Origin of the sequence: Nocardioides solisilvae (assembly GCF_003194625.1) — a bacterium.
GTDB classification, from domain to species: Bacteria; Actinomycetota; Actinomycetes; order Propionibacteriales; family Nocardioidaceae; genus Nocardioides; species Nocardioides solisilvae.
Map to the genome: position 1 here is coordinate 524,684 of NZ_QHKX01000002.1, position 15,931 is coordinate 540,614.

Below are 15,931 nucleotides of genomic sequence, written 5' to 3' on the forward strand. Positions count from 1 at the left end.
GTCCTAGCGGCCGGGACGCAACCGGTAGCGCTGCTCGTCGACCTGGTCCAGGTCGTCGTACGACGCCACTCCGCGGCCCTGCACCTGCGCGCACATGTGCTGGGTCAGCATCGTCCGCACGGTCGCCTCGGCGAACCGGCTGCCCGAGCTCCGCACGTGCGCGAGCACGTCGGCGACGTGGACGACGTCGTGGCCCTGACGGGTCACCAGCGCCCGGACGGCCTCGAGCACCTCGGCCCGCGCGGTGCCCCGGGGCGACGGCGGGGCGACCGGCCGGGCCCGCTCCAGCACCTGCTCCGGAATCGGGACCGGCTCGAGGACCACGCCCCCGGGTCCGGCCGACGACCGCGGCGGCTCCTCCCGGGGCGCCCAGGCAGCCTTCGGGCCCGTCAGCGGCACGGAGACCTCGTAGGCGTGCAGGCCCAGGTCGTCCGAGACCGGCCAGACCCCCGCGCAGGCCACGACGACGGGCAGCTGCCACCGCCCACCGGCCAGCTCGGCGGCCGCCCCGGGCGGCAGGTCGTCCAGGGCCTGCCGGTCGAGCAGCATGCGGGTGCCCGGGCGGTCGGGCCAGGGCAGGCCGCGGCGGACGGCGGCGCTGGCGAGATGGCCCATCCGCTCGGTCGCGAGGACCTGCACGAGCCAACGCTGCCGGGCGGGGACGGTGCTGATCCGCAGGAGGTCTCGCACCAGGACGCCCATCGTGTGGGTGTTGCGTCCCGGCTCGGCGTCCCACGGGAGGCGCAGGTCGAGGACCGTGCCGCCGGGGCCGTCGAGGAGCAGGTCGGCGAGCGGGACGACCCCCTGCACCCCGGGTCGCGGAAGGTCCAGGGTGAGGCGGGAGGGCACCACGCCGACGGCCTGCAGCGCGAGCACCGTCGCGAGCCGGACGGTGTCCCGGGTCACCAGGTGCCCCCGTCCCGCGGCGAGGTGGCCGCCGACCGTCGTGGCCACCTGTCCCCATACCAGCGGCCACGGGACCTCGGTCGCCCCGGTGTCGTCCGGCTCCCCCATCACGCTCCAGTCGTTCGCAGTCGTTCGCAGTCGTTCTCGGTCGTTCTCGGTCGTGCGCGGTCGTCGTCCTCGCCGCCCGCGCGCCGCGGCGGCGCGTCAGTCAGGCCAGCTCGGCGAGCAGGGCCGGCACCTGCCCGGGCAGCTCGCGCGCGAGGAAGCCTACGTTCCCGACCGCCGACGCGAGGCGTTCTCCGGCACGAGCGTGCAGGTGCGCCCCCCAGAGGGCGGCCAGCGCGGGGTCCGCCCCCCGGGCGAGGAGGCCGGCGACGACCCCGGCCTGCACGTCGCCCGAGCCGGAGACGCCCAGGCCGGGCCCCCCGCCGGGCACCACCCACGCCTCGCCGTCGGGTCCGACCACGTGCTTCTCGGTACCGCCGCAGACCACCACCACGCGGGAGGCGGCGGCCACCTCGCGGGCCACGCCCACCGGGTCGGCCGCGACCTCCTCCTCTGACCGGTGCGCGGTCCGGGCGAGCTCCACGGGGTTGACCGTGAGCACGCTCCGGCCGGCGAGGTGGTGGAGGCCGTCGGGGTGCCGGGTGAGGAACGAGGAGCCGAGGGCGTCGAGCACCACTGGTCCGTCGAGCCGCGGGACGAGCCGCTCGAGCAGGGACGCCGCGGCCTCGACGTCGCCGGCCCCCGTGCCGAGCAGCACCGCGTCGCACCCGTGCGCGACCTCCAGCACCCGGGCGGTCGCCTCGGGCGAGACCTCGCCGTTGCGCTCGGGCAGTCCGTGGACGGCGGCCTCGGGCAGCGCCACCGCGACCGCCGGGGCGGTGCCGGCCACCGTCGCGACCTGCAGCTTGCCGGCGCCGGCGCGCAGGGCCGACTCCCCCGCCAGCAGCACGGCGCCGGGGGTGGCGAGGCCGCCACCCACCACGAGGACCTGGCCGCGGGCGTGCTTGTCGTCGCCCGGTCGCGGCAGCGGCCGGTCCCGCAGGACCGACGGGGTGAGCACCCGCGGCTCAGGCCTGCCCATCGCCCCGGCCCCCCTGCGCGGGCTCCCGCGTCACCTCGGCCCCCGCGTCCGCGTCGACCGCCGAGGTGTCGGCGAAGGAGACCGGCTGCAGCAGGTCGCCCTCGCGGCGGTAGCCGGTGAGGGAGGCGTTGGGGATCTGGACCCGGCGGTCGACCTCGAGCAGCTCCTCCTCGGTGAGGTCCTCCAGGGCGTGCCGGAAGGACATGATCACGGCCTGGTGGGTGAAGAGCCACAGCCGCGCACCGTCGTGCCCGTGCCGCAGGTCGGCCAGCAGGCTGCGCACCCGCAGCACCACGTCGGCCCAGCTCTCCCCGCTCGGGGGCTGGTACCAGAACTTGCCCAGCCGGTCGCGACGGGCGGCCTCCTCGGGGTGCCGGGCCCGGATCCCCTTGCCCGTCATCCCGTCGAACAGGCCGAGGTCGCGCTCGCGGAGCCGTTCGTCCATCTCGAGCGGCACGTCGAGCCCCTCGAGCGCGAGACGGGCGGTCTGGGCGGCCCGCTCGTAGGGCGAGCTCACCACCAGCGTGGGCCGGTCGTCGTCGGCCAGACCGTGCAGCCAGCGGTTCAGCGCCCCGCCCTGCTCCCGGCCCGCGGCCGAGAGCGGGACGTCGGCGTCGCGCGCGTCCAGCTCCAGGCGCTCCGCCCCCTGCTCCCTGGCGCGGGCGTCGGCGAGGTTCCCCTCGCTCTCGCCGTGCCGGACCAGCACCAACCCGGCAGGACCGCTGCTCCAGCGCGGCCTCACGACGTTCTCCCGGCGGCGGTGGACGGGTGGTGGCTCGACATCTCGCTCCTCTCGCGGCGTCCGGTCGACCCGGGAGTACCCGGGAGCGCCGCGGGGAATGCCGCGGGCGGCGCCGACGTTGTGCCGGTCGTGCGAGGAGACACCACGACCGAGGGCGACCTGCTGACGCGTCGCCTCGTCGTCGACCTCCTGCGCACCCAGAGCACCCTCTGTCGCTGACGTCGCCGACCGCGTCGCCCGCCCGCCTCCCAGCGGCCCGGAGCGGACGCCGTCCCCCGCCCCGCCTCCCCCGCGGCCGGCGACCGCTGCCGCGCGCTCCTCGAAAGGTCACCCCTTGAGTCCCACCCCCGCCTCCGTCCCGCCGTCCGACGCACCCTCCGACGCGCCCGAGGCAGCACCGCGTCGGCGCCGGCGTCTCCCGTCCTTCGGCACCCAGGTGCTGCTCGGCCTGGTGCTCGGCGTCGTCCTCGGCCTCGTGGCACGTGAGATGGGCCCCGACGGCGTCGACGCCGCCGGGGTCGCCGACCCCAACTGGCTCACCGAGACCCTCACCCAGGTGGGCGGCATCTTCGTCACCCTGCTGCGCGCGATCGTCCCGCCGCTGGTCTTCCTCGCCATCGTCGCCTCCATCGCCAACCTGCGCGAGGTGGCGGGCGCCGCCCGCCTGGCGTGGAAGACGCTCGCGTGGTTCGCCGGGACCGCGCTGGTCACCGTCGCGATCGGCATCGCGCTGGGCCTGGTGCTGGAGCCCGGCCGCCACACCTCGGTCACCGCCGACTCCGCCGCGGCCCCGTCGACCACCGGCTCCTGGCTGGACTTCCTCAACGGCCTGGTGCCGGCCAACTTCCTGGGCCTCCAGGCCACCCCGGGAGCGGACGGCTCCGTCGGCCTGTCGTTCAACGTCCTGCAGATCCTCGTGGTCGCCATCGCCGTGGGCATCGCGGCCCTCAAGGTGGGCGAGGCGGCCGACCCGTTCCTCGGCCTGGTCCGCTCCGCGCTGGCCGTGGTGCAGAAGGTCCTGTGGTGGGTCATCCTGCTCGCCCCCGTCGCGACGGTCGGCCTGCTCGGCAAGGCGGTCGCCACCTACGGGTGGGACGCCCTCGGCTCGCTCGGCACCTTCGCCGTCGCCGTCTACGTCGGCCTCGCGGTGGTCGCCTTCGTCGTCTACCCGGCGCTGCTCAGGGCCAACGGGCTGTCGGTCCGGCAGTTCTTCTCCGGCGCCTGGCCCGCCATCTCCCTGGCCTTCGTGTCGCGCTCGTCGATCGGGACCATGCCGGTCACCCAGGCCGTCACCGAGCGCAACCTCGGCGTGCCGCGCGCCTACAGCGCCTTCGCCGTGCCGCTGGGGGCCACGACCAAGATGGACGGCTGCGCCTCGATCTACCCCGCGATCTCGGCGATCTTCGTCGCGCAGTTCTTCGGCGTCGACCTCTCGCTCACCGACTACCTGCTGATCGCGTTCGTCTCCGTCATCGGCTCGGCCGCGACGGCCGGCGTCACCGGGGCCACGGTCATGCTCACCCTCACCCTCTCCACCCTGGGGCTCCCCCTGGAGGGCGTGGGCCTGCTGCTGGCGATCGACCCGATCCTCGACATGGGCCGCACCGCCACCAACGTGGCCGGCCAGGCGCTCGTGCCGACGCTGGTGGCCAAGCGCGAGGGCATCCTCGACCGGACGGCGTACGACGCCCCGCGCCGCGGGCAGGCCTGGTCCGACCGCGAGGTGGTCGGGGCCGAGGGCCTCACCGTGCCGGCGGCCCGCCGGGACGCCTCGCAGGACGCGCCCGAGCCCGCCCGGGCCTGAGGGGCGCGCTCAGCCGCGGACGGCCTCGGTGGTGCGGCCCTTCGGCACCCTGGTGACGAAGGTCAGCGCCACCGAGGCCAGCGCCACCACGCCGATGGTGGTGTAGGCGAGCGTGTAGGCCTCGTCCTCGCCGAGCAGCGCCGAGGTGAGCAGCGGGCCCAGCACGCCGCCGAGGCTCCAGCCGACCAGCATGAGGCCGTAGATGGCGCCCGCGTTGCGGACGCCGAAGAAGTCGCCCGCCGTCGCCGGCATCGTGCCGAAGGTGCCGCCGTAGCAGAGGTAGATGACCGCCGCGAGCACCGCGAAGAGGACCGCGCTGCCGGCGTGCGGGAGGGCGATGAGGCAGACGCCCTGGAGCGCGAGGATCGCGGCGAAGGTGCGCATCCGCCCGATCTTGTCGGAGACGGCGGCCCAGAAGATCCGGCCGCCGCCGTTGAAGATCGCCAGCACGCCCACCAGGGTGGCCGCCCCGCCCACGCTGTAGCCGGCGATGTCGGTGGCGCTCAGCTTGGCCTGCGAGATGAGCGAGATGCCGGCGCTGACGCTCAGGGTGAGGATCGCCGTGAGCAGGTACCACTGCGGGGTGCGCAGCGCCTCGCCCTGGGTGTAGTCGCGGCCGGCCGACGACGCGCCTCCGCCGGACTTCTCGAACCCGGGCACGGTGTAGCCCTCCGGGGGGTTGCGGAAGATCGAGGCGCCGACCAGGGACATCACGAGGTAGGCGATGCCCAGCGGCAGGAAGGCGCTGGTGGGGTCCTCGGGGTCGCGGTCGATGAGCCACTGGGCGACCGGTGAGGTGAGGACGGCGCCGAAGCCGAAGCCGCCGACCGCCAGGCCGGTGATGAGGCCGGTCTTGTCGGGGAACCACTTCTGCAGCATCGCGATCGGCACGATGTAGGCCACCCCGAGGCCGAAGCCGCTGATGACGCCGTAGCCCGCGATGACGAGCCAGTAGTCGTCCTTCCCGTTGGTGAACGAGGCCAGGATGATCCCGACGGCGTAGACGACCCCGCCGAGCAGGGCCACGAGCCGCGGTCCCTTGACGTCCTGGAGCCGGCCGCCGAGGTAGCTGCCGACGAAGATCATGGCGATCGTCACGGTGAACGGCATGGAGGCCTGCACCTTGCTCAGCTGCCACGACTCGGCGTTCTCCAGGGCCCCGCCGAAGACGCTCCACGCGTAGACGGCACCGATGGAGAACTGCAGCAGCAGCCCGGCGCCCACCAGGAGCCAGCGGAAGCCGCCCGGGCTCCGGTCCGTCCGGGTGTCGTGCCGTTGGTCGACCATGACGCGTCCTCCTGCCGAGATGCTGCCGAGACCTGCCGAGATGCTGCGGAGATGCTGCCGGGGTGACGGGTGTCCTGCGGGTGCCACCCCCGTACCCCGTTCTCACTCCGGGAAGTGCCGCGGGCCCTCCCGTGCCAGGCGCTCGCGCTGGGGGACGACGGTGTACTTCGGGTCGTTCGCCGACTCGATGCCGGCCTCGAAGACGCCGAACCGGGTGCAGGCCGACCCCGCCATCAGGGCGGCGCCCGACAGCACGCCGAGGGCGCGACTGCGTCCGCTCAGGGCGGCGCCGACCGCGCCGGCCGCGGTGAGCACCTTGGCGGCCCTCATCAGCCGGCCCGCCCGACCCTCGTGCAGCGGTTCGGCGGTGATCCCCATCGACCGCTCCATCCGGTGCTCGGCGACCAGCTCGAGGACGGCGCCGCCGACCGCGAGGCGGCGGACCGGCCCGGTCTCGTGGACGGGCGCGCCGATCAGCCCCAGCCCGGCGGAGGCGGCGGCCGCGGAGCCGACGAAGACGAACGGCAGCTCGCGGTAGGACTCGTGCCACGACGGGGTGGCGGTGTCGGAGAGCAGCACCGCGGTGTAGGCCGCCAGCGGCGGGCCGAAGAGGGCGCCCCACAGCCCGGCGGGCCGGTCCACCCACGAGAGGACCCGCGAGGCGCTGCCGAGCACGCCGTCGCGACGTCGGTCGGCGGGCACCAGGTCGAGCAGCTCGGCGAGGCCGGCGAGGCCGGCGCCCGGCGCGTAGCCGGTGAGGATCCAGGTGCCGACCGACATCGGCGAGGTGAGCTTGGCGACCCGGAGCATGTTGACGAAGCGGGAGGGCTTGCCCAGGTCGTGCACGAGCGCGGCGCCCGAGAAGGCGAGGGCGACGAGCGCCCCGAGCCGGCTGGTACGGCGCAGCTGCGGGCGCCCGGTCAGGTCGGCGCCGGCGGCGACCAGCGCGGAGCCGGCGGCGAGGCCGCCGCTGAAGAGGTAGGCCGGGATGTCGTGCTCCCACGGGGCGGCCTTGACGATCGGCCGCCCGTAGTAGGAGGTGAACTCGGCGTCGGGCACGACCTGCTCGATCCCCGGACCGTGCTTCCGCCGGCCTCCGGCCCGGCGGGGTCGGCGGCCGCCCGCGGAGCCGATCACCGCGGTGGTCTGCCGCTCGTCGTCGGGGTGCGCCTGCTCGGGACCGTCCGCCCGGTGCTGCCCCGGCCCGGTCACGGCCGCCTCCCCACGAAGGCGAGCGCCGCCCCGACCAGCAGCGTGGCCGCGGCGGCCGAGGCGCGCCGGAACATGTGCGGCAGGTCGGCGGTGGTGACGAGCGGGTCGGGCGGGAAGCCGTAGACCTCGGGCTCGTCGAGCAGCAGAAAGATCGACCCCGTCCCGCCGACGCCGTCGTGGGGGTCGTTGCCGTAGAGCCGGGCATCCATCACGCCCGCCTCGTGCAGCTGCGCCACCCGGGCGTTGGCGCGCTCCCGCAGCTCGTCGACGTCGCCGAACTGGATCGACTGGGTGGGGCAGGACTGCGCACAGGCGGGCGTCTGGCCGGCGCCGAGCCGGTCGTAGCAGAGCGTGCACTTCTGCGCGATGCCGACGTTCTTGGCGCCGTCGGGCCCCTTGCGTCGGTCGATCACGCCGTACGGGCAGGCGGGGACGCAGTAGCCGCAGCCGTTGCAGATGTCGTCCTGCACCACGACGGTGCCGAACTCGGTGCGGAAGAGCGAGCCGGTCGGGCAGACGTCGAGGCAGGCGGCGTGCGTGCAGTGCTTGCAGACGTCGGACGACATCAGCCAGCGGAAGTCGGGCTTCTCCCCCTCGGCGCCCACGCCCGTCCCGCCCGCGCCGTCCGCGACCGCGCCGGCCGTGTCGGTGGGCCGCACGGAGGGCATCCCCAGGTCGGTCACCTCGGGCGGCCGCAGTCCCGGGTCCTGCGAGCCGAGACGCTTGGGCTGCTCGATGAAGGCGACGTGGCGCCACTGGTTGGCGTTGAGCGAGTGGCTGTTGTCGTAGGAGGTCGCCGTCATGTCGAAGTGGTCCGCCGGGACGTCGTTCCACTCCTTGCAGGCGACCTCGCACGCCTTGCACCCGATGCAGATGCTGGTGTCGGTGAAGAACCCCTTCCGCTTCGGGTGCTCGTCGCCGTACCCCGCGTTGGCCGTGGGGTCCACGGGCCCGGAGAGGCTGTTCCTGCCGCCGATCACTGGTGGTCTCCGCTCGTGTCGTCGTGCCCGTCGTGCCCGTCCGTCCCGTCGTCGCCCGCCGGCCGGGGCGTCTCGTCGCCCTCGTCGTCGACCAGGGCGCCGGGCCCGGTCGTGACGATCGGCCGGAGCAGGTCGTGGTCGACGCCGGCGCGGCGCTGGTACTCCGCGACCAGCCCGAGCAGGTCGGCGCCGCTCGGCCGCCGCCCGGCCCGCACGTCGCAGGTCCCGACCTTGCTCTCCTGGATCAGCACGTTGGGGTCCAGGGAGATGCCGAAGAGGTCGTTGGCGGAGTCGCCGGTGACGATGCCGCCCTGGCCCCAGTGGTAGGGCAACCAGACCTGGTGCACCACCCGGTCCTCGACCCGCAGCGGGGTGAGCCGGTCGGTGACCATGACGCGGGCCTCGATCGCCGCCCGGGCGGTGACGATCGTGGCCCAGCCGCCGTTCTCCAGCCCGCGCTCGGCGGCCAGCTCGGGCGAGACCTCGACGAACATCTCGGGCTGCAGCTCGGCCAGCCGCGCGACGTACCGGCTCATCCCGCCGGCCGTGTGGTGCTCCGTGAGCCGGCTGGTGGTGAAGACGAACGGGAAGACCTGCGAGTGCTCCTCCGGCGGGCTGGGGTTCATCCGGTTCTCGGCCCGGCTGTACTCCTTGCGCGTCGGGTTGGCCTGCTGGCCGTAGACCGGGTTGGGGAACGGCGACTCCACCGGCTCGTAGTGGGTGGGCAGCGGCCCGTCGAGCAGGCCGGCCGGCACGTAGAGCGCGCCCTTCCCGTCGCCCTGCATGATGAACGGGTCGTCGCCCGCGATCCCGGCGACGCCGTCGTCGTCCGGTCCCGGGCGGTACGACGGGGGCTTGCCCTTCTCGAAGTCCGGCACGTCGTGGCCGGTCCACTCCTGCGCCTCCTCGTCCCACCAGACATAGGCCTTGCGCTCGCTCCACGGCCGGCCCTCGGGGTCGGCCGAGGCGCGGTTGTAGAGCGTCCGGCGGTTGGCCGGCCAGGCCCAGCCCCACTCCGGCGCCACCCAGGACTGCTCGCTCCCGGGCTTGCGCCGGGCGGCCTGGTTGACGCCGTCCTTGTAGACCCCGGTGTAGATCCAGCAGCCGCCCAGGGTCGAGCCGTCGGCCTTCATCTCGGCGAAGGTCGACAGCGGTCGCCCGGTGGCGACCTCGTAGCCGTTGACCTCCTTCAGCACCGCCTCGGCGCTCGGCTCGCCCCAGCCCTCGGGCTGGTGCCCGGCGTGGTGGGTCGGGTAGTCCCAGGCCAGGTCGAGCAGCGGACGGTCCCGCTCGTCGGTGGACCCGGCCAGGCGCTCGCGGACCATCCGGCCCAGGTGGTGGAAGAACCAGAGCTCGGAGCGGCAGTCGCCCGGCGGGTCGACGGCCTTCTCCCGCCACTGCAGCATCCGCTGCGTCTGGGTGAAGGTGCCCTCCTTCTCCACGTGGGAGGCGGCCGGCATCAGGAAGACCTCGGTGGCGCACTCCTCGGGCACGATCTCACCGGTGGCGACCTCCGGGGAGTCCTTCCAGAAGGTGGCGCTCTCGATCTCGAAGAGGTCGCGGACCACCAGCCAGTCGAGGTTGGCCATGCCCAGCCGCTGCGCCTTGCCGTGCGCGGAGCCGACCGCCGGGTTCTGGCCGAGCAGGAAGTAGCCCTTGACCTTCCCGTCGATCATGTCGAGCACGGTCCGGTAGGTGCCGTGGTCGCCCGAGACCTTGGGGACGTAGTCGAAGCAGAAGTCGTTCTCGGGCGTCGCCTTCTCGCCCCAGTAGGCCTTGAGCAGGTTGATCCCGTACGCGTCCGCGTTCGACCAGAACCCCTTGGCGCCCGGGTGCCGGACGGCGTCGACCCACTCCTCCAGGGTGGTGTGGTCCTGCGCGTTGGGCATCGGCAGGTAGCCGGGCAGCAGGTTGAAGAGCGTCGGGATGTCGGTGGAGCCCTGGATGCTGGCGTGGCCGCGCAGCGCCATGATGCCGCCGCCCGGACGGCCCATGTTGCCCAGCAGCAGCTGCAGGATCGCGCCGGTCCGGATGTACTGCACGCCGACCGAGTGCTGGGTCCAGCCCACGCTGTAGACGAGCGCCGTCGTCCGGTCGCGGCCGGAGTTCTCCGTCCACGCCCGGCAGACCTCGAGGAACGCCTCCTCGGTGACGCCGCAGGTGCGCGCGACCATCTCGGGCGTGTAGCGGGCGTAGTGCCGCTTCAGGACCTGGTAGACGCAGTTCGGGTGCTGCAGCGTCTCGTCCCGCGGCGGCTGGCCCTCGACCTGCATGCCGTGCGTCTCGTGCTGCATGGCGCTCGCGGTCTCCCGCTGCATCGCCTCGTCGTCGCCCGCGGCGTCCTGCTCCTGGGTCGCGTACTGCCACGACTCGGTGTCGTAGGTACGCGTCTCGGGGTCGAACCCGGAGAAGAGCCCGTCGAGGTCCTCGGTGTCCAGGAAGTCGTCGCTCACGATGGTCGCCGCGTTCGTGTAGCTCACGACGTACTCACGGAAGTCGAGCTCGTTGCTCAGGACGTAGTTGACGATGCCGCCGAGGAACGCGATGTCGGTGCCGACGCGCAGCGGCACGAAGGTGTCCGCCAGCGCGCTGGTCCGCGTAAAGCGCGGGTCGACGTGGATGACCTTGGCACCGCGTGCCTTGGCCTCGACGACCCACTGGAAGCCCACCGGGTGCGCCTCCGCCATGTTGGAACCCTGGATGATGATGCAGTCGGAGTTCGCGAGGTCCTGGAGGAACCCGGTGGCGCCGCCGCGCCCGAAGCTGGTCCCCAGACCGGGGACGGTGGCGGAGTGTCAAATACGCGCCTGGTTCTCGATCTGGATGGCGCCCATGGCGGTGAAGAGCTTCTTGATGAGGTAGTTCTCCTCGTTGTCGAGGGTGGCCCCTCCGAGGCTGGCGATCCCCATCGTGCGGCGGACCCGGCGGCCCTGCTCGTCGTGCTCCTGCCAGTAGTCGCGACGCGTCCTGACGACGCGGTCGGCGATCATCTCCATGGCCGTGGTGAGGTCGAGGTCCTCCCACTCGGTGCCGTAGGGGCGCCGGTACCGGACCTTGGTCTGGCGCAGCGGGCTGGTCACGAGGTTCTTGCTCGCCGACCCCTTGGGGCAGAGCCTCCCGCGGGAGACCGGGCTGTCGGGGTCGCCCTCGATCTGGGTGACCTCGCCGTCCTTGACGAAGACCTTCTGGCCGCAGCCCACCGCGCAGTAGGGGCACACGCTGCGCGCGACGTGGTCGGCCTCGGTGGTGCGCGAGGTGAGCTCCTCGGTACGCCGCGACCGGACCGCGGAGCCGCGGCCCAGCACGTCGTCGCCGCGCAGCTGCCGCAGCACCGGCCAGTCAAGGAACGTCTTCACGGTGTGGTCCTCCTCACGTGCTGGCGCCTGTACCCCACTCTGCGCCCTTCATGCACGGATGACCAGCGGCGACCCGCCGGAGGCGACGATCTCGCCGATCACCGGGTGCCCGGGCAGCTCCCCGGCGACCAGCAGACCTCCGGAGGTCTGGGCGTCCGCCAGCAGCACGAGCTCGTCCTCCCCGACCGCCGACTCGAGGTGGGGTCGCACCCAGTCGAGGTTCCGTCGGCTCCCGCCCGGCACGTAGCCGGCGGCGTACGACTCCCGGACCCCGTCGAGGTAGGGGACGGCGGCGCTGTCGACGACGGCGGTGACCCCGCTGGCCCGGGCCATCTTGAACAGGTGGCCGAGCAGCCCGAAGCCGGTGACGTCGGTGGCGGCGGTGACCCCGGCGGCCAGCGCCGCCCGGGAGGCGTCCCGGTTGAGGGTGGTCATCACCTCGACGGCGTGGTCGAAACGCTCGCCCGTCGCCTTGTGCCGGTTGTTGAGCACCCCCAGGCCGAGCGGCTTGGTCAGGGTGAGCGGCGTCCCCGGCCGGGCCGCGTCGTTGCGCAGCAGCCGGTCGGCGTCGGCCAGCCCGCTCACCGCCAGGCCGTACTTCGGCTCGGGGTCGTCGATGCTGTGGCCGCCCGCCAGGTGGCACCCCGCCTCGGCGCAGACGTCGGCGCCGCCGCGCAGCACCTCGACGGCCACCTCGAAGGGCACCCTGTCGCGCGGCCAGGCCAGCAGGTTGAGGGCCAGGAGCGGCTCGCCGCCCATGGCGTAGACGTCGGAGAGCGCGTTGGCCGCCGCGATCCGGCCCCAGTCGTAGGGGTCGTCGACGACCGGGGTGAAGAAGTCGGTGGTCGCGATCAGCGCCTGCCCGCCGGCGAGGCGGACCGCCGCCCCGTCGTCACCGTCGTCCAGACCGACCAGGAGCTCGCCCTCGGCGCCCTGCGGGCCGCCGGCGGCGCGGACCAGCCCGCCGGGCATCCCGGCCAGCACCTTCTCCAGCTCGCCCGGGGGCACCTTGCAGGCACACCCCCCGCCCGCTGCGAGCTGGGTCAGCCGGATTCCCGCCGGAGTCGTCATGCGCCGACCCTACGCAGGTGGGCCCACACGGCCTGCGCTCCGCCGTCCCCGGCCAGCACCCCAGCCAGCACCCCCCTAGAGTGACCCGTGACGTAGCGGGGAGGCGTTTCTCGTCTGGTGACGGGCGCGGTCCTCAACACCGTAGGGTCCTGGCATCCAGGGCCGGCGGGTTCGATTCCCGTCCGCCTCCGCCACGTCGCCACCGGTGGCCGAGCTCGGGAGGGGCAGCGTGCGGGACCCGTCGCAGGAGCCGGCCGACCCGCGGCGCTCGGTGCCCCGGACCGACGACGTGCTCGCCGCCCCCGCGCTCGTCGAGGCCGCGGAGCGCCTCGGCGGCCGCCTGGTGAAGGCGGCCGTCCGGGAGGCCCAGCAGCGCTGCCGGGACGGCGAGATCCCGCCCTCCGCGGTGCTCGACGCGACGCTCGACGCGCTGCCCGCCGCGGCGACCGCCCTGCACCCGGTGGTCAACGCCACGGGGGTGCTGGTCCACACCAACCTCGGCCGCGCCCCCCTCTCGTCGGCGGCGGTCGACGCCCTGGGGGTCGCCGCGGGGGCCACCGACGTCGAGCTCGACCTCGCCACCGGTCGCCGGGGCCGGCGCGGGCGGTCCGCGCTCGACGCCCTGGCCGGCGCCGTCCCGGAGGCCGGCGGCGTCCACGTCGTCAACAACGGGGCGGCCGCGCTGGCGCTGGTCGCCTGCGCCCTCACCGGGGCCGGCCACGGGGGCCGGGACGAGGTCGTCGTGGCCCGCGGCGAGCTGGTGGAGATCGGCGACGGCTTCCGGATCCCCGAGCTGCTGGAGTCGGTGGGGGCCCGGCTCCGCGAGGTCGGCACCACCAACCGGGTCCGCCTCGACGACTACCGGGCCGCCGTGGGCGAGCGGACCGCCTTCGTGCTCAAGGTGCACCCGTCCAACTTCAGGGTCTCCGGCTTCACCTCCTCGGTCGACCTGCGCGAGCTGGCGGGGACCGAGGGCCCCCACGGCCCCGTGCCGGTGGTGGCCGACATCGGCTCCGGTCTCCTCGCCCCGCACCCCAGGCTCCCCGACGAGCCGAGCGCGTCGGCGGCGCTGCGGGCCGGCGCCGACCTGGTCACCGCCTCGGGCGACAAGCTCCTCGGCGGGCCCCAGTGCGGCCTGCTGCTGGGCCGGGCGGAGCTCGTGGAGCGGCTGCGCCGGCACCCCTTCGCCCGCGCGCTGCGGGTCGACAAGCTCACCCTCGCCGCCCTCGAGGCCACCCTGGTGGGGCCGCCCGCGCCGGTGGTCCGAGCCCTGGCCACCCGTCCCGAGGAGCTCCGCCGCCGCGCCGGGCACCTCCGGGACCGGCTCGTCCCGATGCTGGGCGGTGCCGTGGAGGTCGGGGTGGTCGACACCGAGGCCGCCGTGGGCGGCGGCGGGGCGCCGGGCGTCGTCCTGCCCAGCGTCGCCCTCACCCTCCCGGTCCGCTACGCCGTCCCGCTGCGCGACAACCGGTCGGCCCCCGTCGTGGGGCGGGTCGAGCGGGGCCTCCTGCTGCTCGACCTGCTCGCGGTCCTCCCGGAGGACGAGGACGCCCTCGTCGTGGGCGTCGTCGCCGCGGACGAGGCGCTCCGCGCCGCCGGCACGCCGGCGGACGAGGGCTGAACCGGTGCACGTCGTCGCCACGGCCGGCCACGTCGACCACGGGAAGTCCACCCTCGTCGACGCCCTCACCGGCATGCGGTCCGACCGGCTCGAGGAGGAACGGCGGCGCGGCCTCTCCATCGAGCTCGGCTACGTGTGGACCTCCCTGCCCGGGCTGGGCGACGTCGCGTTCGTCGACGTCCCGGGCCACGAGCGGTTCATCTCCACCATGCTGTCGGGGATCGGGCCCGTCCCGGCCGCCCTGCTGGTGGTGGCGGCCGACGACCCCTGGATGCCGCAGGCCGCCGAGCACCTCGCCGCCCTCGACGCGGTCGGCGTGCGGCACGGCGTCGTGGCCGTGACCCGCTCCGACCTGGCCGACCCGGCGCCGGCGGCAGCCCGGGCCGCCGCCGAGGTGGCCCGCACGTCGCTGCGCGACGCCCCCGTGGTCCCGGTCTCGGCGCGCACCGGCGCCGGCCTCGACGACCTGCGCGCCGCGCTGTCGGCCGTGCTCGCCCGCCTTCCCGAGCCCGACGCGGGGGCCGACGTGCGGCTCTGGGTCGACCGGCGGTTCACGGTCCGCGGCGCCGGCACCGTCGTGACCGGCACCCTCCCCGCCGGGCGGGTGGCCCGCGGCGACGAGCTCGCCGTCGGCGGTGCCCGCGTGCGGGTGCGGGGCGTGCAGGCGCTGGGCGCCCCCGTCGAGGCCGCGACGGGCGTCGCCCGGGTGGCGCTCAACGTGGTCGGCGACGACCTCGAGGTCCTCGACCGGGGCGCGGCGCTGGTCACCCCCGACGCCTTCCAGCACAGCGACGTCGTCGACGTCCGGGTCGCTCCGGACCGGTCGTCCTCCTCCGACGGCACGGCCGGCGGCACGACGGAGCGCTGGCCGGCCCACCTCCAGCTGCACGTGGGCGCGGCCTCGGTCCCCGCCCGGCTGCGCCCCCTGGGCCCCGGCGTGCTCCGGCTCGTCCTGGAGCGCCCCCTGCCGCTGCGGGTCGGCGACCGCGCGCTGCTGCGCGACCCCGGCAGCCGGGCGGTGCACGGTGTCCGGGTGCTCGACCCCGCGCCCCCGACGCTGCGTCGCCGGGGCGCCGCCGCGGCGCTGGCCCGGCAGCTCGCGGGGCACCCCGGTGAGCCCGACCTCGCGCACGAGGTCGCCCGCCGGGGCCTGGTCCCCGCCACCCTCCTGCGCCGCCTCGGCGTCCCGGGGTCGGTCCTCTCGGGCGACCCTCCCGCCGGGACCCTCCGGGCGGCCGGGTGGTGGCTCTCCGCCGCCCGCGCCGCGCGGGTGGCCGGCGCCGCGGCCGAGGCGGTCGCCGCGCACGACGCCCAGCACCCCCTGGACCGGGGCGTGCCCCTGGTCGCGCTGGCCGAGCGACTCTCCCTGCCGCACCCCGGGCTGCTCGCCGCCGCGCTCGCGGGCACGTCCCCGGCGCCGCTGGTGGTCCGCGCGGGCCGCGTGCTGGCCCCGGACGCGGCGGGAGCGTCGTCCGCCGTCCTCCCCCCGGCGGTGGAGCGGGCCGTGCGCGCCGTCGAGGCCGACCTGGGCCGCGCGGCGTTCGCCGCCCCCACCGCCGACCGGCTCGCCGAGCTCGGGCTGGACGGTCGCGGGGTCGCGGCGGCCGAGCGGGCGGGGCGGCTCCTGCGGGTCGCCCCCGGGATCGTGCTCCTCCCGGGCGCCGACCGCGCGGCGGCCGGCCTGCTCGTCTCGCTGCCCCAGCCGTTCACCACGAGCGAGGCGCGCCAGCGGCTCGGCACCACCCGGCGCGTCGTCCTCCCCCTGCTCGACCTGCTGGACCGCCGCGGGCTGACCCGGCGTCACCCCGACGACCGGCGCGAGGTCGTCAGCGCCGCGACGGCCTGACGCCGGCGCGGGGCGGGGC

At 75.2% G+C, this 15,931-nt stretch carries 11 protein-coding genes, 1 tRNA gene and 1 pseudogene; 4 read left to right on the forward strand and 9 right to left on the reverse strand.

Annotated features, from left to right (window positions below; translation table 11 throughout):
- Positions 1-3: 3 nt before the first annotated feature.
- The 3 genes from DNK53_RS08490 to DNK53_RS08500 all read right to left on the reverse strand — a co-directional run bounded on the left by DNK53_RS08490 (position 4) and on the right by DNK53_RS08500 (position 2,735).
- A complete protein-coding gene (locus DNK53_RS08490; protein WP_162599841.1) occupies positions 4-954 on the reverse strand; it encodes a hypothetical protein in 951 nt (316 codons plus the stop codon).
- 160 nt (positions 955-1,114) lie between these two features.
- On the reverse strand, positions 1,115-1,993 hold the full coding sequence (locus tag DNK53_RS08495) for an NAD(P)H-hydrate dehydratase (protein ID WP_110181854.1): 879 nt from the start codon (positions 1,991-1,993) through the stop codon (positions 1,115-1,117).
- Positions 1,980-2,735 (reverse strand): histidine phosphatase family protein, encoded by a 756-nt coding sequence (locus tag DNK53_RS08500; RefSeq protein ID WP_110181855.1) that lies wholly within the window; start codon positions 2,733-2,735, stop codon positions 1,980-1,982. The genes DNK53_RS08495 and DNK53_RS08500 overlap by 14 nt, the downstream gene beginning before the upstream one ends.
- 334 nt (positions 2,736-3,069) lie before the next feature.
- Here DNK53_RS08500 and DNK53_RS08510 point away from each other — a divergent pair, with 334 nt between their 5' ends.
- The gene (locus DNK53_RS08510) at positions 3,070-4,539 is read left to right on the forward strand and encodes a dicarboxylate/amino acid:cation symporter (protein WP_110181857.1); all 1,470 of its coding nucleotides are present in this window, start codon (positions 3,070-3,072) and stop codon (positions 4,537-4,539) included.
- A gap of 9 nt (positions 4,540-4,548) precedes the next feature.
- Here DNK53_RS08510 and DNK53_RS08515 read toward each other — a convergent pair whose 3' ends face one another.
- The 6 genes and pseudogenes from DNK53_RS08515 to selD form a co-directional block, all read right to left on the reverse strand.
- Positions 4,549-5,826, reverse strand: a complete 1,278-nt coding sequence (locus DNK53_RS08515; protein WP_110181858.1) for an L-lactate MFS transporter — start codon at positions 5,824-5,826, stop codon at positions 4,549-4,551.
- Positions 5,827-5,928: 102 nt separating this feature from the next.
- Positions 5,929-7,038: an NrfD/PsrC family molybdoenzyme membrane anchor subunit gene (gene nrfD / locus DNK53_RS08520; RefSeq protein ID WP_204163822.1), complete on the reverse strand. Its 1,110-nt coding sequence runs from the start codon at positions 7,036-7,038 to the stop codon at positions 5,929-5,931.
- Positions 7,035-7,985 (reverse strand): 4Fe-4S dicluster domain-containing protein, encoded by a 951-nt coding sequence (locus DNK53_RS08525; RefSeq protein ID WP_239456435.1) that lies wholly within the window; start codon positions 7,983-7,985, stop codon positions 7,035-7,037. Before DNK53_RS08525 ends, nrfD begins: the two co-directional genes overlap by 4 nt.
- A gap of 29 nt (positions 7,986-8,014) precedes the next feature.
- Positions 8,015-10,801 (reverse strand): annotated as a pseudogene (gene fdh / locus DNK53_RS08530) (formate dehydrogenase); the annotation flags it as partial.
- Between the two features lie 12 nt (positions 10,802-10,813).
- On the reverse strand, positions 10,814-11,374 hold the full coding sequence (locus DNK53_RS18540; protein ID WP_110181860.1) for a molybdopterin-binding domain-containing protein: 561 nt from the start codon (positions 11,372-11,374) through the stop codon (positions 10,814-10,816).
- A gap of 48 nt (positions 11,375-11,422) precedes the next feature.
- Complete coding sequence (gene selD / locus DNK53_RS08540; protein WP_110181861.1) at positions 11,423-12,445, reverse strand: selenide, water dikinase SelD; 1,023 nt, start codon at positions 12,443-12,445, stop codon at positions 11,423-11,425.
- A 99-nt stretch (positions 12,446-12,544) separates the two neighbouring features.
- Here selD and DNK53_RS17470 point away from each other — a divergent pair.
- The 3 genes from DNK53_RS17470 to selB all read left to right on the forward strand — a co-directional run bounded on the left by DNK53_RS17470 (position 12,545) and on the right by selB (position 15,912).
- Positions 12,545-12,639: transfer RNA gene (locus DNK53_RS17470), tRNA-Sec, on the forward strand.
- A 35-nt stretch (positions 12,640-12,674) separates the two neighbouring features.
- Positions 12,675-14,066 (forward strand): L-seryl-tRNA(Sec) selenium transferase, encoded by a 1,392-nt coding sequence (selA, locus tag DNK53_RS08545; RefSeq protein ID WP_110182405.1) that lies wholly within the window; start codon positions 12,675-12,677, stop codon positions 14,064-14,066.
- A 4-nt stretch (positions 14,067-14,070) separates the two neighbouring features.
- Positions 14,071-15,912, forward strand: a complete 1,842-nt coding sequence (gene selB, locus DNK53_RS08550; RefSeq protein ID WP_110181862.1) for a selenocysteine-specific translation elongation factor — start codon at positions 14,071-14,073, stop codon at positions 15,910-15,912.
- Positions 15,913-15,931 lie beyond the last annotated feature (19 nt).

What these genes read in the sequence shown, in the direction of transcription:
- DNK53_RS08495 (WP_110181854.1), bottom strand. Translation starts at nt 1,993, where the DNA reads ATGGGCAGGCCTGAGCCGCGGGTGCTCACCCCGTCGGTCCTGCGGGAC.
- DNK53_RS08515 (WP_110181858.1), bottom strand. Translation starts at nt 5,826, where the DNA reads ATGGTCGACCAACGGCACGACACCCGGACGGACCGGAGCCCGGGCGGC.
- selD (WP_110181861.1), bottom strand. Translation starts at nt 12,445, where the DNA reads ATGACGACTCCGGCGGGAATCCGGCTGACCCAGCTCGCAGCGGGCGGG.